The 22,641-nt window shown below is 63.6% G+C and carries 26 protein-coding genes; 14 read left to right on the forward strand and 12 right to left on the reverse strand.

Annotated features, from left to right (window positions below):
* Positions 1–26 precede the first annotated feature (26 nt).
* The gene (locus ACW9UO_RS15490) at positions 27–1,688 is read left to right on the forward strand and encodes an ABC transporter permease (RefSeq protein WP_457086668.1); all 1,662 of its coding nucleotides are present in this window, start codon (positions 27–29) and stop codon (positions 1,686–1,688) included.
* A gap of 202 nt (positions 1,689–1,890) precedes the next feature.
* Here ACW9UO_RS15490 and ACW9UO_RS15495 read toward each other — a convergent pair whose 3' ends face one another.
* Entirely contained in the window at positions 1,891–2,904 is a 1,014-nt protein-coding gene (locus ACW9UO_RS15495; RefSeq protein ID WP_457086669.1) for an extracellular solute-binding protein, read from the reverse strand.
* A 166-nt stretch (positions 2,905–3,070) separates the two neighbouring features.
* On the opposite strand from ACW9UO_RS15495, the gene cobU reads away from it, so the two are divergent.
* From cobU to ACW9UO_RS15510, 3 genes are read left to right on the forward strand one after another with little or no spacing between them, the layout of a single operon-like run.
* Positions 3,071–3,592: a bifunctional adenosylcobinamide kinase/adenosylcobinamide-phosphate guanylyltransferase gene (gene cobU, locus ACW9UO_RS15500; RefSeq protein WP_457086670.1), complete on the forward strand. Its 522-nt coding sequence runs from the start codon at positions 3,071–3,073 to the stop codon at positions 3,590–3,592.
* Between the two features lie 9 nt (positions 3,593–3,601).
* On the forward strand, positions 3,602–4,198 hold the full coding sequence (locus ACW9UO_RS15505) for a LysE/ArgO family amino acid transporter (protein WP_457086671.1): 597 nt from the start codon (positions 3,602–3,604) through the stop codon (positions 4,196–4,198).
* Positions 4,199–4,244: 46 nt separating this feature from the next.
* Positions 4,245–5,147, forward strand: coding sequence for a DMT family transporter (locus ACW9UO_RS15510; protein ID WP_457086672.1), 903 nt, complete (start codon positions 4,245–4,247; stop codon positions 5,145–5,147).
* Positions 5,148–5,152: 5 nt separating this feature from the next.
* Here the strand turns inward: ACW9UO_RS15510 and ACW9UO_RS15515 are convergent, their stop codons facing one another.
* Positions 5,153–6,010, reverse strand: a complete 858-nt coding sequence (locus ACW9UO_RS15515) for a helix-turn-helix domain-containing protein (protein WP_457086673.1) — start codon at positions 6,008–6,010, stop codon at positions 5,153–5,155.
* A gap of 107 nt (positions 6,011–6,117) precedes the next feature.
* On the opposite strand from ACW9UO_RS15515, the gene ACW9UO_RS15520 reads away from it, so the two are divergent.
* Positions 6,118–6,321, forward strand: coding sequence for a DUF2061 domain-containing protein (locus tag ACW9UO_RS15520; RefSeq protein ID WP_457086674.1), 204 nt, complete (start codon positions 6,118–6,120; stop codon positions 6,319–6,321).
* Positions 6,322–6,369: 48 nt separating this feature from the next.
* Complete coding sequence (locus tag ACW9UO_RS15525; RefSeq protein WP_457086675.1) at positions 6,370–7,269, forward strand: EamA family transporter; 900 nt, start codon at positions 6,370–6,372, stop codon at positions 7,267–7,269.
* A 2-nt stretch (positions 7,270–7,271) separates the two neighbouring features.
* Here the strand turns inward: ACW9UO_RS15525 and ACW9UO_RS15530 are convergent, their stop codons facing one another.
* Positions 7,272–7,970 (reverse strand): NUDIX hydrolase, encoded by a 699-nt coding sequence (locus tag ACW9UO_RS15530; RefSeq protein ID WP_457086676.1) that lies wholly within the window; start codon positions 7,968–7,970, stop codon positions 7,272–7,274.
* A 10-nt stretch (positions 7,971–7,980) separates the two neighbouring features.
* The gene (locus ACW9UO_RS15535) at positions 7,981–8,451 is read right to left on the reverse strand and encodes a DUF983 domain-containing protein (protein WP_457086677.1); all 471 of its coding nucleotides are present in this window, start codon (positions 8,449–8,451) and stop codon (positions 7,981–7,983) included.
* 217 nt (positions 8,452–8,668) lie between these two features.
* Between ACW9UO_RS15535 and ACW9UO_RS15540 the strand changes: the two genes are divergently transcribed.
* The 4 genes from ACW9UO_RS15540 to ACW9UO_RS15555 all read left to right on the forward strand — a co-directional run bounded on the left by ACW9UO_RS15540 (position 8,669) and on the right by ACW9UO_RS15555 (position 10,971).
* The gene (locus ACW9UO_RS15540) at positions 8,669–9,343 is read left to right on the forward strand and encodes an EF-hand domain-containing protein (protein ID WP_457086678.1); all 675 of its coding nucleotides are present in this window, start codon (positions 8,669–8,671) and stop codon (positions 9,341–9,343) included.
* Positions 9,344–9,492: 149 nt separating this feature from the next.
* Complete coding sequence (locus tag ACW9UO_RS15545; protein WP_457086679.1) at positions 9,493–10,086, forward strand: RNA polymerase sigma factor; 594 nt, start codon at positions 9,493–9,495, stop codon at positions 10,084–10,086.
* On the forward strand, positions 10,073–10,462 hold the full coding sequence (locus ACW9UO_RS15550; RefSeq protein ID WP_457086680.1) for a hypothetical protein: 390 nt from the start codon (positions 10,073–10,075) through the stop codon (positions 10,460–10,462). The genes ACW9UO_RS15545 and ACW9UO_RS15550 overlap by 14 nt, the downstream gene beginning before the upstream one ends.
* Before the next feature lie 2 nt (positions 10,463–10,464).
* Complete coding sequence (locus ACW9UO_RS15555) at positions 10,465–10,971, forward strand: periplasmic heavy metal sensor (RefSeq protein WP_457086681.1); 507 nt, start codon at positions 10,465–10,467, stop codon at positions 10,969–10,971.
* Positions 10,972–10,977: 6 nt separating this feature from the next.
* On the opposite strand, the gene ACW9UO_RS15560 is transcribed toward ACW9UO_RS15555, so the two are convergent.
* On the reverse strand, positions 10,978–12,411 hold the full coding sequence (locus tag ACW9UO_RS15560) for a diguanylate cyclase (protein WP_457086682.1): 1,434 nt from the start codon (positions 12,409–12,411) through the stop codon (positions 10,978–10,980).
* A gap of 96 nt (positions 12,412–12,507) precedes the next feature.
* Here ACW9UO_RS15560 and ACW9UO_RS15565 point away from each other — a divergent pair, with 96 nt between their 5' ends.
* On the forward strand, positions 12,508–12,792 hold the full coding sequence (locus ACW9UO_RS15565) for a DUF3572 domain-containing protein (protein WP_457086683.1): 285 nt from the start codon (positions 12,508–12,510) through the stop codon (positions 12,790–12,792).
* A complete protein-coding gene (locus tag ACW9UO_RS15570) occupies positions 12,789–13,493 on the forward strand; it encodes an HAD family hydrolase (protein ID WP_457086684.1) in 705 nt (234 codons plus the stop codon). Before ACW9UO_RS15565 ends, ACW9UO_RS15570 begins: the two co-directional genes overlap by 4 nt.
* A gap of 3 nt (positions 13,494–13,496) precedes the next feature.
* Here the strand turns inward: ACW9UO_RS15570 and ACW9UO_RS15575 are convergent, their stop codons facing one another.
* The 5 genes from ACW9UO_RS15575 to ACW9UO_RS15595 form a co-directional block, all read right to left on the reverse strand.
* On the reverse strand, positions 13,497–14,294 hold the full coding sequence (locus ACW9UO_RS15575; protein ID WP_457086685.1) for an ABC transporter permease: 798 nt from the start codon (positions 14,292–14,294) through the stop codon (positions 13,497–13,499).
* 61 nt (positions 14,295–14,355) lie between these two features.
* Complete coding sequence (locus tag ACW9UO_RS15580; protein ID WP_457086686.1) at positions 14,356–15,108, reverse strand: ABC transporter ATP-binding protein; 753 nt, start codon at positions 15,106–15,108, stop codon at positions 14,356–14,358.
* Positions 15,089–15,526: a cupredoxin domain-containing protein gene (locus ACW9UO_RS15585; RefSeq protein WP_457086687.1), complete on the reverse strand. Its 438-nt coding sequence runs from the start codon at positions 15,524–15,526 to the stop codon at positions 15,089–15,091. The genes ACW9UO_RS15580 and ACW9UO_RS15585 overlap by 20 nt, the downstream gene beginning before the upstream one ends.
* A 95-nt stretch (positions 15,527–15,621) precedes the next feature.
* The gene (locus tag ACW9UO_RS15590) at positions 15,622–16,590 is read right to left on the reverse strand and encodes a YVTN family beta-propeller repeat protein (RefSeq protein ID WP_457086688.1); all 969 of its coding nucleotides are present in this window, start codon (positions 16,588–16,590) and stop codon (positions 15,622–15,624) included.
* 78 nt (positions 16,591–16,668) lie between these two features.
* On the reverse strand, positions 16,669–17,844 hold the full coding sequence (locus ACW9UO_RS15595; RefSeq protein WP_457086689.1) for an ABC transporter substrate-binding protein: 1,176 nt from the start codon (positions 17,842–17,844) through the stop codon (positions 16,669–16,671).
* Between the two features lie 158 nt (positions 17,845–18,002).
* On the opposite strand from ACW9UO_RS15595, the gene pedF reads away from it, so the two are divergent.
* Both pedF and ACW9UO_RS15605 read left to right on the forward strand, forming a co-directional pair.
* Positions 18,003–18,704: a cytochrome c-550 PedF gene (gene pedF / locus ACW9UO_RS15600; protein ID WP_457086690.1), complete on the forward strand. Its 702-nt coding sequence runs from the start codon at positions 18,003–18,005 to the stop codon at positions 18,702–18,704.
* Between the two features lie 5 nt (positions 18,705–18,709).
* Positions 18,710–19,612 carry a substrate-binding periplasmic protein gene (locus tag ACW9UO_RS15605; RefSeq protein ID WP_457086691.1) on the forward strand — a complete coding sequence of 301 codons (903 nt, stop codon included), beginning with the start codon at positions 18,710–18,712 and terminating at the stop codon, positions 19,610–19,612.
* A gap of 4 nt (positions 19,613–19,616) precedes the next feature.
* Here the strand turns inward: ACW9UO_RS15605 and ACW9UO_RS15610 are convergent, their stop codons facing one another.
* Positions 19,617–20,483, reverse strand: a complete 867-nt coding sequence (locus tag ACW9UO_RS15610; protein WP_457086692.1) for an FAD:protein FMN transferase — start codon at positions 20,481–20,483, stop codon at positions 19,617–19,619.
* The gene (locus tag ACW9UO_RS15615) at positions 20,480–22,579 is read right to left on the reverse strand and encodes a 4Fe-4S binding protein (protein WP_457086693.1); all 2,100 of its coding nucleotides are present in this window, start codon (positions 22,577–22,579) and stop codon (positions 20,480–20,482) included. Before ACW9UO_RS15615 ends, ACW9UO_RS15610 begins: the two co-directional genes overlap by 4 nt.
* Positions 22,580–22,641: the final 62 nt, after the last annotated feature.

Here is a 22,641-nt window from a genome sequence, read left to right on the forward strand (position 1 = left end):
CGCGCTAACCTGACAGAAAACCTCGGATGGCAGCCCCCTCAACCTCTCGTGCGTCCGCACGCCGTCCTCAGGCCGAACCTCTCCGACTGTTCCGGAGCGGGGCCTTTGGTGTCGCACTGCTGTGCCTCTTGCCGATTGTTGCGGTGCTGGTTGCGGCGCTCACCGGCGGCGTCGAAACATTGGCCCATCTGATGTCGACGGTGCTGCCGCAGTACATCGGCAATACGCTGGTGCTGGTGGCGACGGTTGCCGCAGGCACGCTGGCCATCGGCACTGGCGCGGCCTGTTTCGTGACGATGACCGAATTTCGCGGTCGCCGCTTTTTTGAGATCATGCTCGTGGTGCCGCTGGCTTTTCCCGCCTATGTGCTGGCCTATGCCTACACCCATTTGCTCGACCATCCCGGTGTAGTGCAAAGCGCTCTGCGCGCGACGATGGGTTGGGGCCCGCGCGACTATTGGTTTCCCGAAATCCGCAGCCTTGGCGGCGCGGCGGCAATGCTGGTGCTGGTGCTTTACCCCTATGTTTACTTGCTGGCGCGGGCGGCCTTTCTCGGCCAAAGCGCCAGCACCTTTCACGCCGCCCGCGCCTTGGGCAAGACGCCGTTGCAGGCGTTTTTGCAGGTGACCTTGCCGATGGCGCGCCCGGCGATTGCCGCAGGCGTCTTGCTTGCCACGATGGAGACCATCGCGGATTTCGGCACCGTGTCGTATTTCGGCGTGCCAACCTTTGCGACCGGCATCTACACCAGCTGGTTCAACATGGCCGACAGGGGGGCGGCGGCGCAGCTTTCGTTGGGCTTGCTGGCCTTTGCGCTGACCCTCGCGGTGCTCGAGCGGCGCTCGCGCGGCGAGGCCAAATATCACACCGGCCAGAAGGTTGAGCGGCTGACGCGGCTGCGGTTGAGCGGCTGGTCAGAAGCTGCGGCCTGGGCGCTTTGTGCCATTCCCGTGCTGCTTGGCGTGCTGGTGCCGATCGTGGCGCTGGTGATCATGGGGCAGGGGTCGGGGCAGGACCTGCTGAGCCGTCGGTATGTCGGTTTCATCCAGAATTCGCTGATCCTCGCCGGGGTGGCCGCCGTGGTGACGGTGGGCGCGGCGGTGGTTTTGGGCTATTTCCACCGGGCGTCGAAAACACCGGGCGCGCGCTGGGCGCTGCAGGCGGGTCGGCTGGGCTATGCGGTGCCCGGCGGCGTGATCGCGGTGGGGCTGATGGTGCCGTTTGCGGCGTTTGACAATGCGCTTGATGCGGTGATGCGCGACTGGTTTGGGGTGTCGACGGGGCTGTTGTTCACTGGGTCGATCTGGGTGTTGATCTTTGCCTATCTGATCCGGTTTCTTGCCGCCGCCATCGGAGCTTATGAAGGCGGGCAAAGCGCGATCAACCCCAATCTTGACGCTGCCGCGCGGGTCTTGGGGCAGACCTCTTACGGCACATTGCGCCGGGTTCATATGCCGATCCTGACGCCCTCTTTGTTGACAGCGCTGTTGATTGTTTTTGTCGATGTGATGAAAGAATTGCCCGCAACGCTGATCCTGCGGCCGTTCAATTTCGATACTTTGGCGGTGCAGGCGCACCGTTTGGCGGCGGATGAACGGCTGGATGGGGCGGCGGTGCCGAGCCTCGTGATCGTGGCGGTTGGGCTGCTGCCGGTGATCTTGCTGTGCCGTCGGGTGGGGCGCGGTTAAGCCGCGCGGAGATCGCCTAGCTAGTCCTGTGGATTGGTTTTATCGGGGGGTCCGGGGGGCGAAGCCCCCCGGCCTGTCGACGCGCGAAGGCGCGGCGAAACCCACGCCGCTAACCCATAAAAAAGGTCGGAACGGCACTGGCCTAAACGCAAAACGCCCCGCCGATCTCTCGGCAGGGCGCTCTTGATCGATCAGGTTGGGGTTACTCCCAGCCTGCCTCGTTGAACAGTTTTTGAGCCGTCGGGTTCTGCTCGCCCAGCACCGCAAGGTTCAGGCCATCGGACCGGAACAGGCCCAGACGCGCCGGGATTTCCGCCAGGGCGATGCCCGGAACCGCAGCGTACTCATTGTTTTGGTTGGCAAAAAACGACTGCGCCTCGTCGGTCGCCAGATACTCGAGGAAGGCCACCGCGTTGTCGACATTCGGCGCATGGGCGGCCACACCAGCGGCGGCGACGTTCACATGTGCGCCCCGGTCAGACTGGTTCGGGAACACCCAGCCGATGCTGTCGATGCTTTCCGACAGCCCGTCAACGCCGCCCTCGAGGGCGCGCAGGAAATAATAGGTGTTGGCCACCACAATCTCGCATTCGCCCGACACGATGCCGCGCAGCTGGTCGGTGTCGCCACCTTGGGGATCGCGCGCCATATTGCTGACGACGCCGGCGGCCCACTCTTTGGCCGCCTCTTCGCCATGCGCGTCAATCATCGAGGCCATCAGCGACTGGTTGTAGACGTTGCTCGACGAGCGGATGCAGATCTGGCCTTCATACGCCGGGTCGGCGAGGTCTTCGTAGGTTTGCGGCGGATCGGTCACATCGTTTTTGTCGTAAAAGATGATCCGCGCGCGCTGGGAAAAGCCGAACCAATTGCCCTCGGGGTGGCGCAGGTGGGCCGGAATGCGCTGGTTCAGCGTGTCGGACTCGACCGCCTGCAACAGGCCCGCCTCATCCGCGCGCCAGATCCGGCCTGCGTCAACCGTCAGGAACACATCCGCAGGCGAGTTCACGCCCTCGGCGGTCAGGCGCGCCAAAAGCTCATCTGCGCTGGCTTCGATCCGGTTGACCGCGATGCCGGTCTTGTCGGTAAAGGCCTCATACAGCGCGTCGTCTTTGTCATAATGACGTGAGGAATAGATGTTCACTTCGCCCTCCGCCATAGCGCTGCCAGCGCCAAGTGTCAGGGCAAGGATCGAGGTAAGTGCGGTGGTGCGCATGGCAATCTCCGGTGTCTTTTAATTCTTACTGAAATGATCGGTAATAGATTGCCGCGGAGTCTGCAACCGATATCCGAGTGATTTGCTAGGTTTTATTTCCCCTCGACAATCCAGGCGTCGCGCAGGAAGGTCTGCGCCGAACCAAACAGGGGGCGAGAGCACAGCAATGGCACGGCGGATCATCGTCACCGGCGGCGCGCGGTCGGGCAAAAGCAGCTTTGCCGAAGGGCTTGTGCTGTCGATGCCGGGCCAGCCGGTTTATATCGCCACGGCCGAGGCTGGCGACGGCGAGATGGCCGCGCGCATTGCCCGCCATCAGGCGGGGCGCGGGGCCAAGTGGCATACGGTCGAGGCACCGCATGATCTTGTGGCGGCGCTGGAGCAGAGCGACGGCGGCGGGCCACGGCTGGTGGATTGTCTCACGCTTTGGCTCAGCAATCTGATGCTGGCAGGCAGCGATTGGCAGGCCGAGGCGGACCGACTGGTGGCGGCGCTGCAACGTCAGACTGCGCCGGTGGTTCTGGTGACAAACGAAGTTGGCCTGTCGATTGTGCCGGAAAACGCCTTGGCGCGCGCCTTTCGCGATGCGGCCGGACTGCTTGGCCAACAGGTGGCAGCGGCCTGTGACGAGGCTTGGCTGGTGGCGCTGGGCTGTCCCATGCAGTTGAAACCGCAGCGCAGGGCATAAAGGGTGGACATGCAGGCACTTTTGGCGGGTTTCGCTCTAAGCTTTTCGCTGATCCTCGCAATCGGGGCGCAGAACGCCTTTGTCTTGCGGCAGGGGCTGCGCGGGGCACATGTGTTGCCGGTGGTCTTGGCCTGTGCGGTCAGCGATGCGGTGCTGATCGCGGCGGGGGTGGCCGGGTTCGGCGCGCTGGCCGAGGCGGTGCCGCTGTTTGAAACCGTGATGCGCTGGGGCGGGGCGGTGTTTCTGATCTGGTACGGCGCGCGAAATTTCAAGGCGGCGCTTGCGGGCGGACAGGCGCTGACGGGCGCGGGCGACAGCACGCAAAGCCTGCGGGCGGCGGTGCTGACCTGTCTGGCGCTGACCTGGCTTAACCCGCATGTCTATCTGGACACCGTGGTGCTGATCGGCTCGATCTCGGCGCAATATGACAATCGGCTGGCCTTTGGCATCGGCGCGGTCAGCGCCTCATTCGTGTTCTTCTTTGCGCTGGGATACGGCGCGCGCGCCCTTCGCCCGCTGTTTGCCTCGGCGCGCGCATGGCAGGTGCTCGACGTGATCGTGGGGCTGACGATGTGGGCGATTGCCGCCAAACTGCTGTTGGGATGAGTGATGGCACCTTGCACATTGCCGCAAGCCGAGGCTTGATGCGCGGATGACACAGACGCAACCCTCTCCTGTCATTGGTGTATTCTGGATGTTGGTCACGGGGCTTTGCTTTGTGGCGGTCACGGCGCTGGTGAAATATCTCGACAATGCGGTCCCGGCGGCCGAGGCGGCGTTCCTGCGCTATGTGCTGGGGCTGGTCTTCCTTGTGCCCTTCGCGCGGACGCTTTTGGCCACGCGGATGAGCGCGCGACAGTGGAAACTGTTTGGCATTCGCGGCGCGGTGCACACGCTGGGTGTGATCCTGTGGTTCTTTGCCATGACGCGCATCCCCATCGCCGAGGTGACGGCGATGAACTACCTCTCGCCGGTCTATGTCACCATCGCAGCCGCGCTGTTTCTGGGGGAAAAGCTTGCCATGCGCCGGATCTTTGCCATTGGCGTGGCGCTGGTGGGGGCGGTCATCATCCTGCGGCCCGGATTTCGCGAGCTGAACCCCGGGCACCTTGCCATGCTGGGCACCGCGCTGCTGTTTGCCGTCTCTTACCTATTGGCCAAGATCCTCTCGGACGAGCTTTCGCCCGCGTTGATCGTGGCGATGCTGTCGATCACGGTCACCATCGGGCTGGCGCCTTTTGCGCTCGCGGTCTGGGTGACGCCCGATCTCTGGACCATCGCAATCAGCTTTGCCATCGCCAGCTTTGCCACCGGGGGCCATTTGGCGATGACCTTCGCATTCCGCGCTGCGCCGTTGACCGTGACCCAGCCGGTGACGTTCCTGCAATTGGTCTGGGCGGTCTTGCTGGGGGCAGTTGTCTTTGGCGAACCGGCGGATGTGTTTGTGGTGATGGGCGGCGTGCTGATCCTGGGGTCTGTCGTGTTTATCACCCTGCGCGAGGCGCAGCTTAAACGGGCAGGCGTGACCCCGGCGGTGAACGCGCCCAAGACCTGACGTCGTTAGATTTCGCCCAGCAATCCGGTCACAAAGGTGGGCAGATCGCGGGCGGGCACGGCAGCCTCGCGCACCAGATGATCGAAATGGGTGGTAAAGGCGCGCACCCGCTCGGTATCGCGGAAGGCCAGATAATTGCTGCCGACATAGATCACCGCCTGCAACGGGCCAAAGATGGTAATCGGCGCGGAATACAGCCGGCGGGCATCAAACAGACACAGCCGCAGGCGCGGATACAGCGCGGCGGCCAGCCGGTGCAGCCGCTCAAGCTGCGCAACCCGCATCGGGCGCGGCACATCGGCGTAATAGCCGACACCACGGGCGAAACTGTCGAGCTCGTACAACGGGATGGCGATTTCGTAATCCGAGGCCGAATTGCGCATCCAGTCCAGTTTCTCCTGCGAGGCGTTGATGGCCTGCGTGGCGGTCCGGCCCAGATGGGCGGCGTATTCCCAATCGATCACCTCGCGGGTTTTAAACATGTCGGGCAGGGCGGCGGGCACATGGCGGATTTTATAGCCCTCGGCCTCGAGGTGCCAATCAAAGATCTGCTGATCCACCAAGGCGCGCGGCGCTTGGGTAAGCTGGAAGGCTTCGGCCACCATCCGCGCGGCGCTTTCGGGGCGGTCCGACAGGCCCAACAGCCAATCGGCCGACACCCCAAGCGCGCGGGCGCATTCGGCCACCACCTGTGCATTGGGAAGCCGCGCCCCGGCACCGGACAAAAGCTGTGACACGGTCGAGCGGTCGACGCCAATATCGCGGGCCAGCGCGCTCTGGTTGGACCCGGCGGATTTAAGCGCGCTGGCCAGACGTGTGCGAAACAGGCCCGCCCGTTCGCGTTTGTCGATAATTTTGGTCATGTGTTTGATTAAATCACAGTTGTGGAATTTTGTTAATCATATTCGGAATACGCCACAGGCCAAACGCAGGCTACCCAAGGGTGTGGATCGAGCAGAAGGAGAGCACAATGGACACGCAACGGCGCACCTTGGTCAAAGGCGGGATCTGGATGTTCATCGGCTTGGTGGTGATGAGCGGTGTCGGCCTCGTGTTCACCGGATCGATGACGGTGGGCGGGACGATGGCACTGATCAACTCGGCCATCGGGTTTGTCACCTACGTGCTCTACGAACGGTTCTGGGCCGGGATCACCTGGGGCCGCCGGGCCTAGGCCCGCCACAGGCTGGTCATCCGCCATATTTCGGCGCAGACATGCGGCATGGAATTGTGGATCCTCGTCACCCTTTTTGCGGCGTTCATTCAAACGCTGCGCTTCATGCTGCAAAAGCATCTTAGCACCGTCACCTTATCGGCGGGCGGGGCCACGTTTGCGCGGTTTGTCTATTCCGCGCCGCTGGTGGCGATTGGGGTGGCGCTTTACCTCTGGATCAGCGGGCAGGGCGTGCCCGAGGTGCCGGCGCGGTTCTGGCCCTATGCCATCGCGGGGGGCGTGTCGCAGATATTGGCCACGGTCTGCGTTGTGATGATATTCAAGTCGCGCAACTTCGCCGTCGGGATCACCTTTAAGAAAACCGAAGTCATTCAGGCGGTTATGGTGGGGATGCTGGTGCTGGGCGAAGGGGTTTCGCCCTTGGGCTTTGCCGCGATCCTGTTGGGGCTGGCCGGGGTGCTGGTGTTGTCGGGCGCGCCCGACACCGGGTTCAGCCTGCGCGGGATGTGGAACCGGGCGACCGGCCTTGGCCTTACGTCGGGGCTGTTGTTCGCGATTTCCGGCGTGACCTATCGCGGCGCGACCCTGGCGATTGCCAGCGACAATCCGCTGTTGCGCGCGGGCTTGGCGCTGGCGCTGGTGACGGCGATGCAGACGGTGGCGATGCTGGTCTGGCTGTCGCTGCGCGAACCCGGCGAGGTGTCGCGCGTCTTGGGCGCATGGCGGGTGGCGGCGCTGGTTGGGGCAACGTCGATGCTGGGGTCGTTCTGCTGGTTCACCGCCTTCACCTTGCAAAACGCGGCCTATGTGAAAGCGCTCGGGCAGGTCGAGCTGATCTTTTCGATCTTTGTCACGGTATTCGTGTTCCGCGAGGCGATTTCGCGGCGCGAGATGTTCGGCATCACGCTGTTGACCGGGTCAATCCTTGGGCTGGTGCTGCTGGCCTAAGGTCAGTCGGGCATTGGCGTGCCGCGCAGCCGCAGAAACAGGCTTTCCTCGTCATCATTGCGAAAGAACGGCACCGAGGCGGGCGGGGCCGGATCCTGCACCCGTGCCGAGATTTCGGCCAGCACCACCTCGGTGATGAACGGCAGATCCAGCGCGCGGGCCTCTTCGAGCGCGACCCAATGCAGGTGGCTCAATTCATCGCAGGCGGCCGAGAAATCATCCGGGTCAGAGCCGAGGTCATCGGCGTCGATCAGGAAGAACCGCGCATCAAAACGGCGGGGGCGGCCCGGCGGGGTGATGGCGCGAAACACAAATTGCAGCGGGGCGGCATCGGGCAAAAGGCCCCGCGCGGCGAACTCTTGCCAATCGCCCGGGGCGGTGCCGGGCCAGTCACCGGGGCGACCAAGGATCTGGCCGGTCTCCTCCCACAGCTCGCGGATCGCGGCGGCGGCCAGCGCATGGCTCAGATCGCTGGCGCTGTCCTCGCGCAGGCGTTCGGCGCAGGGCGCAGAGATTGGCCGCGCCAGCGGAATATCGGCATCGGCGGCATCAACGGCGCCGCCGGGAAAGACAAACTTGTTGGGCATGAACGCCGCCGCCGCGCCGCGCTGGCCGACCAGAATGCGCGGGGCGGTGGCACGGTCCCGCAGAACAATGACAGTCGCCGCGTCGCGCAGTCTGGATTTGTCGATCTCGCTCATATCGCCCCCGTCAGGGGCGTTTCGCCCCCGGTTTGACATGGCCAAAGCCATGCATCAATCGCGCCCACTGAAAGGCGACAACCGCCCCCTTCAGCCTTGGCAGAAGATAGAGCGACAGCGCAATGGTGCCAACGGCAAAGATGGTAAACAGCACCATCGGTTCGGGCCGAAACGTGGTGAACGTGATCAAAAGCAGCGGCGCGATCAGGTGTCCAACGATCAGAATGGTCAGATAGGCCGGGCCATCATCGGCCCGGTGATGGTGCAGCGCCTCGCGGCACACCGGGCACGCGCTGCGCACCTTAAGATAACCCGACAACATCGGCCCACTGCCACAGTTGGGACATTTGCGCCGCCAGCCCTTCCACAGGGCGGGCCAAAGCTCACGCTCCGCCGAAACGGATGGGGATTGTTCGATCCCATCGGGGGAAACCCCGATAGGGCCTACCGGCTCATGCTCGGCAAACTGCATATTTTTCATGACGACCTCACTCGCTGACAACAGAGTATGGGTGTTGTTGGTCAAAAAACATCTAACAAATGCGGGTTGCGTCGGGATGTCGCGAAATCGCTCACGGCCTCGTGACCAAAATATTTGCGACAGCGGCGACGGAACTGCCGCCGCGGGCCGTTTGAAGTTCAGATCGCAGGGCAAAAGACCTTGGGATGCACAAGCAGGAAACCGAAAGGACTCTACTATGAGCAAGACACGCAACACACTGATCACATCGGCTCTGATGGCCGTGATTGCACTGAGCGTTCCGGCGACCAGCGCGTTGGCCAAGGGCAGCATGGGCGGAAAAATGGGCGGCGTGGCCGGCCTTGAGTTCGCGCATTTTGATCAGGATGGCGATGGCAGCCTCACCAAAGAAGAGCTGATGGATGTGGCGAAAGCCCGGTTCAGCAAGGCCGACACCAACGGCGATGGCGAGCTTACAGCGGATGAGCTGAAGGCGTCGGCGGATGCCAAGCGCGAGGCGCGTTTCGATCGTATGGTCGAGCGGCTCGACACCGACGGCAATGGCGCGATCAGTGCCGAGGAAATGGACGCCGCCAAGGGCAAGATGCGCGGCAAGATGGGCCGTGACCATGCGCGTGGCGACAGCGACAAGCAGGGCCGCGATCACGACAAACGCGGCGACGGTGAACGTGGCGATGACAAGCGCAGCGAAGGCAAACGTGGCGACGGCGAGCGCGGCATGAAGCGCGGCGGTGAACAGCGCGAGGCCCGTCGCGGCCAGATGTTCGATCAGATCTTTGCGCTGGCCGACACCGATGGCAATGGCACCCTCTCGCAAGAGGAATTCGACAGTGCCAAGTCCCGTCTTGAGGCCCGTCGCGGCGGCGCTGCACCGGCCCCCGCCGAGCAGTAAACGAACTTGGGGGAAGCTTTTCATCCCCTGCTTTCCCCTCGTCGGTGCCCCTCTTTGATTTCTTAAAGAGGGGCACCAGAGGCAACGACGGGACCGTGCGCAGGGCGCAGGCGGTTTCCAAGAGGGCAAAAACCAACTAGGCCCCGGGAATGGATATGGCTCTGGACGCAACAAACGGGATCAGCGACGAGGCGCTTTTGGTACTCTATGCCAATGGTGACGGCGCGGCCGCGCGCGCATTGACGGTGCGGCTGACGCCACGCGTTTTTGCCCAGGCGTTCCGTATGCTGGGCGACCGGGCCGAGGCCGAGGACGTGGCGCAAGATGCGTTGATGCGGCTGTGGAAAATCGCGCCGGACTGGCGGCAGGGCGAGGCACAGGTCAGCACGTGGCTGTGGCGCGTCGTGGCCAATCTGGCAACGGACCGGCTGCGCAAACGGCGCAGGCTTGCGCCGCTTGATGACGCGGGCGAACCGGCGGATGACACCGCCGATGTGCCCGCGCAAATGCAGGAAAGAGCGCGCCAAACCGCGCTGTCCGAGGCATTGGCCGAGCTGCCCGATCGGCAGCGGCAGGCCGTGGAACTGAGGCATCTCGAGGGGTTGGGCAATCCCGAGATCGCCGCCATACTAGAGATCAGCGTCGAGGCCGTGGAAAGCCTTACGGCGCGCGGCAAACGGGCATTGGCCCGGGCGCTTGAGGGCCGAAAGGCAGAACTGGGGTATACCGATGACCGGGACTGAGACATCTCGTGAGGACATGTTCCTCGATACGCTGTTCGACGAAGCGCGCCAGACGCGCGCGGCGGAGGTGCCCGAGGTATCGCCCGACCTGATGGCGCGGATTTTGGCGGATGCCGAAAACGTTCAGGCCGGGTTTGATACGGCGGCTTTGCCAGTGCGGCGTGCGCCGCCGCGCCCCGGCCTTTGGGCACAGATCGGTGCAGCCTTGGGTGGCTGGCCCGCCTTTGCAGGACTGGCCGCGACGTCGATCTGCGGGGTGTGGCTGGGCATCAGCCCGCCAGACGGGCTAAGCGATACGGCGTCTTTGTATTATTCCAGCGACACAGCGCTGTACGACCCGGTGTCGGGTTTTGAATTCGATCTGGAGGAAAGCTGATCATGACGGACAAGACCGAACAGGCCGGGACACCTGCGCGCCGCATGTCGCTTGGCCTGCGGGTGGTGTTCTTTCTGTCGCTGGCTGTGAACCTCGGGATTGCCGGGGTTGTAGCCGGTTTCGTCTGGAACGGCGGGCCGCGTGAGGGGATGCCGCGCAATGCGCGCGATGCGGTGGCCCCGTATACCCAAGCGCTTCGGCGCGAAGACAGGCAGGACATCGGCCGCAAGCTGTTCCGCGACATGCGCGCCGAAGGGTCGCGCGATGAGATGCGGGCGCGGGTGCGGGCAGAGTATCAGGAGGCGCTTGGCCTGCTCAGGGCCGAACCGTTTGACGTGGATGCGTTTTCTGCGGTGCTGCAACGCCAGAATGAGCGGGCTGCGGCGCGTCAGGCCCGCGGGCAGGCGGCCTTGGTGGCGCATGTCGCGGCGATGAGCGTGGACGATAGAGCCGCCTTTGCCGACCGGGTGGCCGAGGCTTTGGAACATGGCGGGCGCAAGCGCAAATAGCGCGCGCTACGCGGCAGGGCGGCTCAGCTCGACCTGATTGCGGCCATGGGCTTTGGCCTCGTACAGGGCCGCGTCGGCGCGGCGCAACAGGATCTCTGGCCGCAAATCGGGGTGCAGCGTGTCAGGGGTGCTGAACGTGGCTGATTTTTGCGCGACATGCGCGGTTGTTACGCCGATCGAGACGGTGACATTGATCGGATCGTCCTGGCCGGGGATGGCGAACGGCCTGTCCGAAATCGCCGCGCACAGGCGATGCGCCATGCGATCCGCTTTGAGATCAGAGGCGTCGGGCAGCACCACAAGGAACTCTTCGCCGCCGATGCGCGCGACCAGATCGACAGCGCGGAGATTGTAGCGCAGCCGCTGTGCGACCTCGGCCAAAACCGCGTCGCCGGCGGCGTGGCCGTAGCGATCATTGACCCGTTTGAAGTGATCGAGATCCGCCACCATGACGGCAAAGGGGCGGCCAAGCCGCGCCGCCCGCTCGGCGATCCGCGACATATACGGCATGGCATAACGCCGGTTGAACAGCCCGGTGAGCGAGTCGGTGACAGCGGCGCGCAGCCCTTCCTGCACCGTGCTGCGCAGCCGGTCCGACATGCGTTTGCGCGCCATCAACCGGTCTGCCCGCAGCGCGATCTCTGCGGTTGAAATGTCGGCGGGCGCAACATCGTCGGCCCCAAGGTTAAGCGCCGTTGCGGCGGCACTGCCGTCACCCTCGGGGGCGAGCACCAACACCCCGGCGTCGCGCGTTGCCATCCGGGCGCGCAAATCGGGGATGATCTGCAATTCGGCCTCCGGGTTGGCCCCGGTCAGGGCAAGGATCAACACATCTGAGGGCGGAACCGGGCGCTTTGCCTCTGGCCCGGCATCGGGGTAAAACACATCGCGTGGCGACATCAGCTCGATCCGGTGCGACGTGGCGGCGCGCAGATCGCTCATCCGGCCCGTCAGGCTGCGGCGGTTGCCGGCAATCACGCCGATCCGACCGGGCATCTCAAACTGCGCCGAAGGCTCGGACAGTCCAAGCGCGCGGTGCGTGCCTTCGCGGGTTTGCACTTCGGCCTCAGTCTCATGCGCCCGCAACAGGGCCCGCAACCGCGCCAAAAGCAGCGCATCGCAGCAGGGTTGCTCGAGAATGCTGTTGGCCCCGGCATTGAGCACCGCGAGCCGTGCCTCGGCGCAGTTCTCGGTCGCCAGCATCACGATGGGGCAGCTTTCCGTCGCCGCAATGGTCCGCAGCTTGGTGCAGAAGGCGACCGGGCTCATATCGCCGATGCCACCGATCATAATCAGCGAGGGCGCTTGGATTTGAACGTGTTCAAGGGCCTCGGCCGCGCTTGTGGCCTGCGTCACCTCGTAGAAGGCCGCAGTCAGTTTCACTTTGAGAACGATACGATTTGTGGCAACCGCATCGACAATCAGGATTTGCCGTGCCACTGGAGACTCCTCACGACTTGCTTAAACGTTATCACAAGTCTTTGTCGTGAACGGTTAAGAAAACCTTTCCATGGGGTAATTTTTACGGGAGACGGCATGGCATATACGCGGGAATCTGCCGAAACGCTGGGGCTACAGGCCTTGGCGTGGCTGGTGGGAGAAGAGGATTTGATCGGGGTCTTCCTTGGGGCGAGCGGCGTTTCCGAGGTGGACTTGCGCGCGCGGGCGAACGAGCCCGAATTTCTGGGATCGGTGTTGGATTTTCTGTTGATGGATGATGCCTGGGTGATCCGGTTCTGTGATTCCAATGGCTTGGCCTATGATCGTGTGATGATGGCGCGTGCGGCGCTTCCGGGTGGTGAGCAGGTGCATTGGACATGACCGCGACGCCCGCACTTTCGGCTGTGCTGTTCGACAAAGACGGCACGCTGTTTGATTTTTCCGCCACCTGGGATCTCTGGGCAGGGGATGTCATCACGCAATTGTCGGGCGGCGATGACACCTTGCGCCGGGCGATTGCCGGGTCGGCGCGCTATGATCTCGAGGCCCAGACGTTTTTCCCCGACAGCCCAGTGATTGCCGGCACCAACCGCGAGGCGGCGGAGTGCCTTGCGCGGGTGATGCCGGGGCAGCCGGTCGATGAGGTCGAGCTGTTCCTGATCCGGAGCGCCAGCCACGCGCCGCTGCATCCGGCGGTGCCTTTGGACCCGCTGTTGACGGGGCTGGCGGCCCGTGGATTGCGGCTGGGGGTGGTGACAAATGACACCGAAGTCTCGGCCCGTGCGCATCTGGAGACCGCCGCTGTTACGGGGCATTTCGACTTCATCGCCGGGTTCGACAGCGGCTTTGGCATGAAGCCGGGGCCAGAGCCGCTTTTGGCCTTTGCCGAGGCGATTGATGTGGCGCCAGAGACCGTGGCGATGGTGGGCGACAGTGTGCATGATCTGCTTGCCGGTCGGCGGGCGGGGATGGTGACCGTTGGTGTGCTGACCGGACCGGCAACAGCCGAGGTGCTGGCCCCTTACGCCGACGTGGTGCTGCCCGATATCGGGCATTTGCCGGGGTGGCTGGACGGGCGGTAGGCTTTAGCCCTTGCGGCGGATCAACCCGCGGCCGGGGTCATAGCCCCAAAAGGCCAGCGCCAGAAAGACGGCGGTGGCCAGCAGGGTCCAGCCGAGCGCGGGCAGGTTGACCTCGGCATAAAGCGCGAAGCGGATCAGTTCGACCGCGTGGGTGAAGGGATTGGCGGCGCAGATGTCGTGCAAAAGCTCGCTGCTTTCGGCCATTTTCCACAGTGGGTAGAGCGCGGACGACAGGAAGAACATCGGGAAGATCACGAAGTTCATCACCCCCGCGAAGTTCTCTAACTGTTTGATCAGCGAAGACAACGCCAGCCCCAGCGCCCCCAGCATCAGCCCCGCAATCAGCAAGGCCGGCAGGACGGTGAGATAGCCCCAAGGCGGCAGCGTGATGTCAAACGCCCAGGCCACTGCAAGGAAGGCGTAACATTGCAGGATCGAGATCAGCGTTGCGCCGATCAGCTTGGACAACAACAGCCACCAGCGCGGCAGCGGCGCGGTCAAGAGCAGCCGCATCGAGCCCATTTCGCGGTCATAGACCAGCGACAGCGCGCTTTGCATGCCATTGAACAGCAGGATCATGCCGCAGAGACCGGGCAGGATATAAGTCTCGTAGGTGATGTAGGTTTGATAGGGCGGCGAGATCGACAGGCCAAGAGCGGCGCGAAATCCGGCGGCAAAGACCAAGAGCCAGACCAGCGGGCGCACCAGCGCGGCAATGAAACGTTCGCGTTGGTGCACAAAGCGCAGGGCTTCGCGCAGGGCGATGGCGCGCAGAGCGGTGAGATAGGCGTGCGGGGTCATGCGGGTCTAAGAACTTTCATGCCTCCGGCGGGGATATTTTCGAGCCAGAGAAGGGCGGGGGTCAGGTGGGGGTCAGGGTGGGGGCTGGTGCCCCGGTGGCAGTGAGGAAATAGGCGCCAAGGCTGTGGGGCCCGCGCAGATCGGCGGCGGTGCCCGAGGCGATGATGCGGCCTTGGTGCAGGATGGCGAGTTGATCGGTGTCGGCGACTTCGTCGGTTAGGTGGGTGGCCCAGAGCACGGTTAGACCTTGGTCGGCGGCGAGGCCATGCACATGGGCGGTGATATCGGCGCGGGTGGCGGCGTCAAGGCCGACGGTCGGCTCATCGAGCAGGAGGAAGCGGGGGGAATGCAGCAGCGCGCGGGCAATCTCGGTGCGGCGTTTGTGGCCGCCGTTGAGGGCGCGGCACTTTTCATGCGCGCGCGCAGTGAGGTCGAGCCGGTCGAGGGCACCGTCAATACGCGTTTTGGCGTCGCGGCCCGACAACCCGTGCAGGGCGGCGAAGTAGCTCAGGTTTTGGCGGATGGTGAGGTCGAGATCGAGGGTGGTTTGCTGGAACACCACCCCCATTTGCGCCAGCGCGGCGCGGGGGGCGGTGCGCAGGTCATACCCGCCGATCTCGATACCGCCGCTGGGCGCGGTGAACAGCCGCGTCAGCAGGGCAAACAGCGTCGATTTGCCCGCGCCATTGGGGCCGAGCAGGGCGCAGAAGGTGCCCGGCACGACGTGCAGCGACACGTTGTCGAGCGCCTGTTTGGTGCCGTACGAGAAGCTCAGGCCGTCAATGGCGAGGCCGTTATCTGATGGTGATGTCAAGACGTTGGGTCTCTCCTGTGGAGCCGGGGATCTTGAGGTAATATGACCCCGGTTTGATCGCAACGAAACCGATTTCCATCTCGCCTGCTTCATCAAACTCAATGCTGTCGAGGCCAAGGGGGCGGATCTCTAGCCCTTCGACAACAATCTCATCAATCCAGATCGCGCGGAAGAATTCGGGGCCGATCAGCGCCAGTTCCTGACTGCCGTCGCCTTGGATTTCGAACTCGTAGTAGGTGCCGGATTTCAGCTCCCATGGGGCCGAGGTCAGCGGCATGCCGGCGCTGAGCTGGATCGGTTCAAGATCGGCTTTGTTGGAGGCGGACAGAATGCCGGCGAGGCCGAAGCCTTTGTGTTCGTCGGCCAAGGCGGTGACGGGCAGGGCGACGAGAAGAGCAGAGAGGAGGAGGCGGCGCATGAACACGGTCCTTTGAACGGGTGGGCTGCAAATTTGGTGGCCGGGGCGGCGCACCTCACGGGTTAATTGGTGGGGCGGACGGCGCACCTTACGGGTCAATTGGTGGGGCGGAAGGCGGCCCCCCAGGGGAAGCGACCGACCTTGATGGATTTGAGCGCTTTGCGCGCCGCGACGTCGATCACGGTGACATCACCCGACACGCCGTTGGTGGTGAACAGGCGCGAGCGGTCGGCGTTGAATTCCATGTGCCAGACACGGCGGCCCACGAGGATATACTCCTCGACCTCATAGGTGTCGGCGTTGACCACAGCGACATGGTTTGACGGCCCGAGCGCCACAAAGGCGTGGCTGTCACCATTGGTGAATTCAAACCCCACCGGCTGGACCCGGTCGGGGTGTATGTTCTTGACGTCAAAGCTGATCTTGGCCTTCTCGGCCTGTGTGGCCACGTCAAACACCGTGATGGTGCCGCCGATTTCGGAGCTGACCCAAAGCTCGGTGCCGTCCTTGGCAAATTCGGCGTGGCGCGGGCGGCTGTCGACGAGGCTGTTGGCGAAAAGCTCTTGGGTTTCGGTGTTGATCCAATGCGCCATGTTCGTCGTTTCCGAGGTGGTGATCGCGATCTTGCCATCGGGGCTGACGGCCATGCCTTCGGGTTCGATCCCGACGTCGATTTGGGCCACGACCTGACGGGTCTGGGTGTCGACCACGGTGGTGATCGCGTCGTCTTCATTGGCGATATAGAGGTGGCGGTTGTCGGGGTGGAGCACGAATTGTTCGGGGTCTTCGCCCGAGGGCAGGTCGTGCAGGATCTTGCCGGTTGCGGGGTCCATCACCTGCACCGTGTCGCTGTCGGAGGCACAGATATAAACCACGGAATGATCCTTGGAAAAGGTGATGCCACGGGGGCGTTCGCCAACGTCATAGGTTTGGATCACCTCAAGCGTGTCGATGTCGATCACGCTGACGGTGTCGTCTTTTTCGTTGGTCACCCAGATTTCATCGGCCAGCGCGGTGCTGGAAAGGAGGGAGGCGAGCGTGGTCAGGATTGGCAGAAATCGCATAGGGTTTTGTCCTTGGTGGCCGTCGGAGTGAGGGGCCGGCCCCTCACACTCCCCGAGGTATTTTTGAACAGGAGAAGCTTATGGGGCGAACTGCGTGCAGGCGCTTTCGGGTTTATCAAGGCCGAGGGTGTCAAGCTCGTTGCGTTGGTGCAGGAAGCCTTCGAGCGGGGCGCTGGCGACCAAGGCGCGGGGATGGGTGAGCGGGATTGGCTGGCGCATCTGGCCGTTCCAATCGCGAAAGGTGAGGGGGCGGCCCTTGAAGCCTGCGAGTTCGAAATCGGGGCCGAGCATGTAGCTGCGCACCGTCGCGGGATCGGCGGAGTTGGTGCGGGTCACCGCCTCGCCAATGGCGCGGATGGCGGCCCATGTGCTGTAATCCTCGGGGGCCATGTCGCGGCCTGCCGTGGCGTGAAAACGCGATTGCAGCTGGGCGGCACCCCATTGCTCGACCACCGGAGCCCAGGCGGTGGCGGTGAGGCCTTCGGAACCGGTGACAGGGCGCGCGGCCCAGGTGTTGTACAGCAGGTAGCGGCCGAAATCGTGGATTTCGTCGGCGACGACAAGCGCGTCGTAGTCGCCGAAGTCTTGGGTGAACAGCGGCACTTCCTGCGCGGCGTTGCGGCGCATGTCGGCGTCAAAGGCCCATTCCTTGGTCGCCTTGAGATCGATGCGAAACTTGGCCAGCGAGCGTTCCATTGCGGCAGCGTAGGCGCGGTCGGCGGCGTGGGTGCCGGTGATCATCACCACATCGCTCCAGCGTTTTTGCACAAACACCTGCGCCAGCGCATCGGTGCGCATCGCATACGATGGCGCGGTATGGAGCAGGTTGGCGCGGCAGTTTTCGCTGCGTAGGGCGACGTCCTGAGCACTGGTGTTGAACAGCAGTTTGCCCTGCGCTTCGGGCAGATCGGCGAGGGTGGTCAGCACATCAGCCGGGCCATCGAGCAACAGGTAGCCGCTGGTGGCAAGCGCCTGTTTCGCGGCGGGCAGCGGGCTTTCGCCCTCGGGGATGCGCAGCGTGGTAAGGTCATAGATCTGGCCGAGAAACCGCCCCGAGGTGGCATTGTCCGCCAGCCCAAGCACGGCACCGGCAGTGCCAAGATCCTTCGGCACAGGATCGAGGTTGGACAGGACCGGAGGGCGTGGCTGTTCGATCACCAGATGCGCGATGCGCACGGTGATGTCGGCCAGCGCGGGGCTTTGAACACAGGCCACAGCGGCAGCCGCAGCCCAGAATTTCCATTCGCCAAACATCTCCGTCTCCTCCCTTGGGGCTCAGCCTAGATCAGCATCGGCGGGGCGGTAATGCGACTTTGGTCGAGACAGGGCCGGATCGAAACCAAGGTCTTATACCGCGGTGTCCGGGGCGCTGGTAAAAGCACCCCAAGACGCAAAACATCGGGAGTTGAGACATGTTTGGATTTGCAACAAAGGGCGCGCTTACGGCGCTTGTCATCGCTGGATCGGCCGGGGTTGTCCTTGCTGCGGGCCTGCCTTTGGGCATTTCCTCCGTCGACACCGGGTCTTTGCCCCAGACCGGCGATGAGTGGCTGACCGAGAACCCCTACCGGGTCGAGGCGTCGAGCCAAGAGGTCTGGAACGAGGCGATCGAGATCGGCGCATCGGGCTACAACCAAAACTGCGCGCGCTGTCATGGACTTGAGGCGGTGTCGGGCGGGCTTGCCCCCGATTTGCGCTTTCTTGAGGCCGAAGAATACGGCGACGAGTGGTTTATCGAGCGGTTCCGCGAGGGCTATACCCAGAACGGCACCACCAAGATGCCCGAGTTTGGCGAATTGCTCGGCCAAGATGCGGCCTGGGCGATCCGGACCTATGTCGAAACCCGCCCCGATCAGGATGCGGTGGAAGAGCTGACGCCCGAGCTGAAGGGGCTGCGCGATCAACTGGCGGGCTGGGCTGCGGATGGCAGTGGCGCTGACAGTGCCGGGGCGCAGGCGCGTCTGGCGGAAATCGCCGGTGAGATCGAAACGCTGTCTGGCGCGCCGGTGGCGGATTCGGTGGCCTACCGCGCGGCAAATCTGTTGTCGGCCAAGCCGGAGGCCTATGAGCAGGCCGCTGAGATCTTGACCATCGGGCTTTCTGCGGCAAACTGAGCGGCATGAAAACATCCCTGAAGACATCGTTGAAAACACTGGCCGTGGCTCTGCTTATCGCAGGGCCACAGGCCGTTTGGGCCGCCGATCCCTGTGCCGATTATGTGCCCCAACCCAAGCCGCAAAACGCCTCGCGCGATATTGTCGGCAAGGAGCTGGATCAGATCATCGAGCAGGGGCACATGCTGTTTGCGGTCTATGAGGACTATCCGCCGTATTCGTGGGAGGAGGCTGGCAAGCCGCGTGGCGTGGACATCGAAATTGCGCAGCTGATTGCCGAAGAGATCGGTGTAACGCCCCGGTTTCATTTCGTCGCGGCGGCGGAGAATTTGGACGCCGATCTGCGGTTCAACCTGTGGCAAGGCGCGCTGATTGGCGGCAAGATTGCCAATGTGATGATGCGCGTGCCCTATGACAGCGCGTTTAAGTGCCGGGTGGAACAGGTTGTTTTCACTGGGCAATACGCGGGCGAAGGGATTGCGATTGCTTATGACGAGGCCGCCTATCCCGAGGAAAAGCCGGTGCCGGCCTATTTCCGCTTTGATACCGTTGCGGTCGAAAATGATTCAATTTCGGATTTCTACCTGACCCAGCTTGTCGGCCCCACCCACATCCGCCGCTATCCGACGATGACCGGGGTGATGGCGGCTTTGGCCTCGGGTGAGGTTAAGGCGGCGATGGGGCCGCTGGCGCAGTTGGAATATGGCGCGAGCGCGGGCATCGGCGTGCATCAGCCGCCTTTGGTCGGCTTTTCCGTCGGCGATTGGACCTTGGGCGTCGGGGTGAACTTCCGCTACCGGCCTTTGGGCTATGCCGTCGATGATGCGGTTTATGCCGGGCTTGCGGATGGGCGGATCGCGGCGATTTATGAAAGCTATGGCCTGACGCATCAACCGCCAGAGCGCTAGCGCGCTACAGCGTGATGAGGTCGCCCGTGTCCGACACCAACAAAACGCGCCGCATATCGGCGCGTTTTGCAATTTGGCGGACCTGTGGCAAGGGGGCGAGGGCGAGCGCGGTTGAAAGGCCATCGGCAAGCGTTGCCGTGTCGGCCATGACCGACACTGTTGACCACTGCGGCCGCGCCTCTGCGTGCAGGATGTGACCGTCTGTGCCCAGCGGTGTGGCGGCGGGGCTGGAGGTGGCGATGGCGCTGTCTTGCAGGGTCATTTGGCCGATGTGGCCGTGGGCCGGATCGGACAGACCCAGCCGGAAGGGGCCGCCAATCGCGCCGTGTTCTCCGATATTTATCAGACATTTGGTCAGCCCGGCATCGGAGAGAATCTGACGCACGCGGTCGGTGGCATAGCCTTGGGCAATGCCGTTGAGGGTGAGCTTCTGGCCGGGGTCGAGGTGCAGATGCGAGGCGTCATGGCGCACCCGGTGCCAGCCAATCAGCTCGCGTGCGGCGGCGGTGTCTTTGCGCTGGGCGATGGCCTGCCAGAGCGGCTGAACCGTGGGGTCAAACAGGCCGCTTGTCGCGCTGTGCAAAGCGTCGATCTGCGGCAGCAAGGCGCGCCAATGCGGGGTCAGATCGAGCGTGCCAGAGGCGTTGAGCCGTGAGAGGTCAGAGCCGGGATCATAGAGCGAAAACGCGGCTTCAGTGCTGCGTAGCTCGGCCTCAATTCGGGTGGTCAGGCCACGCGGATCACCGGGCAGATCAAGCGTGACCGAGACCTCGGCCCCAAGCGCAAAACCGCGCCATTCGTGCGGGCGGGCAAGCGCCGGGCTTGCGGCCATTGCGGCAGAAATTGTGAGGAAACGACGGCGGGTGATCATTCTGCGGCGATCCTTCGGTTGCGGCCCTTCGCGGCAAGGATCAGCGGCACGCATTGGGTCTTGTCATCATGGATTGTCACGCAATCAAGGCAGCCAAAGCACTCAGAATACGCGATTTTACCGGTTTTCTCGATCGCCCCGTATTGGCACTTTACCCGGCAGAGCTGGCAGGGCGATCCGCATTCGGTGCGTCGCGGAATCCAGTCGCGTTCACGCAGCATGCCGCCGATGGCCATGACCGCGCCCAAGGGGCAAACATAGCGGCAAAAGCCCTTGTACAGCACCATCGACAGCACCAGCCAGAACACCGCATAGGCAACGTAATACCATTCGCGGATGAAAAAGGTGGTGACGGCGGTTTTGAACGGCTCGATCTCGGCGGCTTTGTCGGTGGCGTCGGGGGCCAGAAACACGATGGCGACGAGGCCGAGAAGGGCGACGTATTTCAGCGATTTCAGGCGCTTGTCCCAGCGGGCCGACGGCTCGATCTGGGGCAGTCGGAGGAGGCGGCCAAGGTGGCCGGTGAACTCTTGCATTGCGCCGAACGGGCAGAGCCAGCCGCAAAACAGCGCGCGGCCCCAGAAGACAAAACCAAGGATCGCAACGGCCCAGATCAACAGCGAAAACGGGTCGTAAAGCAGGAAGGCAAAGCTGCCGCCGTCCATCGCGGTGCGCAGGGTGGCGAGCGGCGTGACAATCGACAGTTGCCCCTGGCCCCACCAGCCGATGAACCCGGTGACAGCGGCAAGGATCGAGAGCCGAATCGCGGTGAAATGGCGATGCCCCGCCAGCCGCTTTTGCCCCGGCCCGATAAGCACCAGCAGCACCGTCAGAAACACCGCCAGACCGATCATATCCCCACTACGATTGCGCAGCGCATCCAGCCACGGCGGGGAGGGTTTGACCACCTCGGGGCGGGAGAAAAACCGCGCATCTGTGGTGTGATCCAGCGTCAGGGTCTCGGTGCCAATCTCGGGTTGGAACATGCCATGTTCGCGCACGGCGGCGATCTGCAGGGTGTAGTCCGAGGCCGGATCAAACCCCAGCCGCCGGTCGGTGCGCAGGATCAGCGCCGCGCCAAAATCGGCGGCGTCATGCAGCGCATCCGGCAGGTCATCGTGCAGCCCGACAATCAGATCGCCATCGCGCAACGCCACCGGAAAGCCGTTCTGCTCGATCCCGATCCAATCCGGCGCGGTGTTGCGCACAAAGTCCTCAGAGACTAGCCCATGCCGCGCGGCCTCGATCACCAGAAGCGGCTCTTCGTTCGGCGAAATCTCAAGAAACCGTTGCAGATCATCATAGCTGTCGTCCGACAGAGCAGCGCGGGCAATGCTTTTCGGCCCGATGTCCACCACCCAGAAATCAAGGTAAAGCCCGTCGGGATCGCCTTGCGCTTCGGGATCGTCATCGGCCCAGAGGGTGCCGGCGAACTTGGCGTCGATCTCGGCATTGGTCAGGCGTAGATTGCGCGCCAACCCTTGTTCCACCAGATCCGCCCAGGTCAGGTCTTCGGTAAAACCGGGGTTGGGATAGGCGGGCGGGCCCGCGTTGACATGGCCGAGCTTGTCGCGCGCCACGGCCAAGGCGGCGGCCAGAATGCTTTCATGGGCGATGCGCACCGAGGCGGTCGCCTTGGTCACCCCGTCGAGATAGATCAGTGATGAGCCGCCCGCACCCGCGCCATAGGGCGAGCCAACCACAAGGGAATCGTTGATCGACAGGCCGGGGTATTGCTCGAAAAACGCATGAAACGGCGCTTGGCCCAGCCCGGAGACAAAGATCGGTTCGTTGTGTTCGAGCAGGCGCATGTCAAGAAAGCGGCCCTCAAGGTCCATCGTGACCAGTACGTTGATCGCCGCGCCGGAAAAGCCGGGCAGGGGGGCGAGGGGCTCGGTCTGAAACACATAGCCGGCCTCGGCCCCGCCGGAATTCAGCAGGGAATACAGGCCGTTGTCATCGAGTGCGGGGCCAAGCTCCATCGGCGGGGCTACGAGATCGGCAATCGTTTCGCGCGGCAACGGCTCGGCCAAAGCGGCCAAAGCCGCGCAGCACAATGTGGCCGCAAGCGCGGCAATTCGGCGAAACTCTCCCATGGGCAAACGATATGGCGCGTGGCGTGCGGCGGGAATGCGACGATAGTCCTAGCGCGTGGGCC

This window comes from Marinovum sedimenti (genome assembly GCF_054052205.1).

Excerpts from the sequence above, each read along its gene's own strand:
- ACW9UO_RS15585 (WP_457086687.1), bottom strand. The coding sequence starts at position 15,526 with ATGCGCCGCCTCCTCCTCTCTGCTCTTCTCGTCGCCCTGCCCGTCACC.
- ACW9UO_RS15590 (WP_457086688.1), bottom strand. The coding sequence starts at position 16,590 with ATGCGATTTCTGCCAATCCTGACCACGCTCGCCTCCCTCCTTTCCAGC.
- ACW9UO_RS15540 (WP_457086678.1), top strand. The coding sequence starts at position 8,669 with ATGAGCAAGACACGCAACACACTGATCACATCGGCTCTGATGGCCGTG.
- ACW9UO_RS15510 (WP_457086672.1), top strand. The coding sequence starts at position 4,245 with ATGACACAGACGCAACCCTCTCCTGTCATTGGTGTATTCTGGATGTTG.
- ACW9UO_RS15570 (WP_457086684.1), top strand. The coding sequence starts at position 12,789 with ATGACCGCGACGCCCGCACTTTCGGCTGTGCTGTTCGACAAAGACGGC.
- ACW9UO_RS15610 (WP_457086692.1), bottom strand. The coding sequence starts at position 20,483 with ATGATCACCCGCCGTCGTTTCCTCACAATTTCTGCCGCAATGGCCGCA.
- ACW9UO_RS15515 (WP_457086673.1), bottom strand. The coding sequence starts at position 6,010 with ATGACCAAAATTATCGACAAACGCGAACGGGCGGGCCTGTTTCGCACA.
- ACW9UO_RS15545 (WP_457086679.1), top strand. The coding sequence starts at position 9,493 with ATGGATATGGCTCTGGACGCAACAAACGGGATCAGCGACGAGGCGCTT.
- cobU (WP_457086670.1), top strand. The coding sequence starts at position 3,071 with ATGGCACGGCGGATCATCGTCACCGGCGGCGCGCGGTCGGGCAAAAGC.
- pedF (WP_457086690.1), top strand. The coding sequence starts at position 18,003 with ATGTTTGGATTTGCAACAAAGGGCGCGCTTACGGCGCTTGTCATCGCT.
- ACW9UO_RS15615 (WP_457086693.1), bottom strand. The coding sequence starts at position 22,579 with ATGGGAGAGTTTCGCCGAATTGCCGCGCTTGCGGCCACATTGTGCTGC.
- ACW9UO_RS15520 (WP_457086674.1), top strand. The coding sequence starts at position 6,118 with ATGGACACGCAACGGCGCACCTTGGTCAAAGGCGGGATCTGGATGTTC.
- ACW9UO_RS15565 (WP_457086683.1), top strand. The coding sequence starts at position 12,508 with ATGGCATATACGCGGGAATCTGCCGAAACGCTGGGGCTACAGGCCTTG.
- ACW9UO_RS15555 (WP_457086681.1), top strand. The coding sequence starts at position 10,465 with ATGACGGACAAGACCGAACAGGCCGGGACACCTGCGCGCCGCATGTCG.
- ACW9UO_RS15575 (WP_457086685.1), bottom strand. The coding sequence starts at position 14,294 with ATGACCCCGCACGCCTATCTCACCGCTCTGCGCGCCATCGCCCTGCGC.
- ACW9UO_RS15550 (WP_457086680.1), top strand. The coding sequence starts at position 10,073 with ATGACCGGGACTGAGACATCTCGTGAGGACATGTTCCTCGATACGCTG.
- ACW9UO_RS15605 (WP_457086691.1), top strand. The coding sequence starts at position 18,710 with ATGAAAACATCCCTGAAGACATCGTTGAAAACACTGGCCGTGGCTCTG.
- ACW9UO_RS15505 (WP_457086671.1), top strand. The coding sequence starts at position 3,602 with ATGCAGGCACTTTTGGCGGGTTTCGCTCTAAGCTTTTCGCTGATCCTC.
- ACW9UO_RS15535 (WP_457086677.1), bottom strand. The coding sequence starts at position 8,451 with ATGAAAAATATGCAGTTTGCCGAGCATGAGCCGGTAGGCCCTATCGGG.
- ACW9UO_RS15530 (WP_457086676.1), bottom strand. The coding sequence starts at position 7,970 with ATGAGCGAGATCGACAAATCCAGACTGCGCGACGCGGCGACTGTCATT.
- ACW9UO_RS15495 (WP_457086669.1), bottom strand. The coding sequence starts at position 2,904 with ATGCGCACCACCGCACTTACCTCGATCCTTGCCCTGACACTTGGCGCT.
- ACW9UO_RS15595 (WP_457086689.1), bottom strand. The coding sequence starts at position 17,844 with ATGTTTGGCGAATGGAAATTCTGGGCTGCGGCTGCCGCTGTGGCCTGT.
- ACW9UO_RS15490 (WP_457086668.1), top strand. The coding sequence starts at position 27 with ATGGCAGCCCCCTCAACCTCTCGTGCGTCCGCACGCCGTCCTCAGGCC.
- ACW9UO_RS15525 (WP_457086675.1), top strand. The coding sequence starts at position 6,370 with ATGGAATTGTGGATCCTCGTCACCCTTTTTGCGGCGTTCATTCAAACG.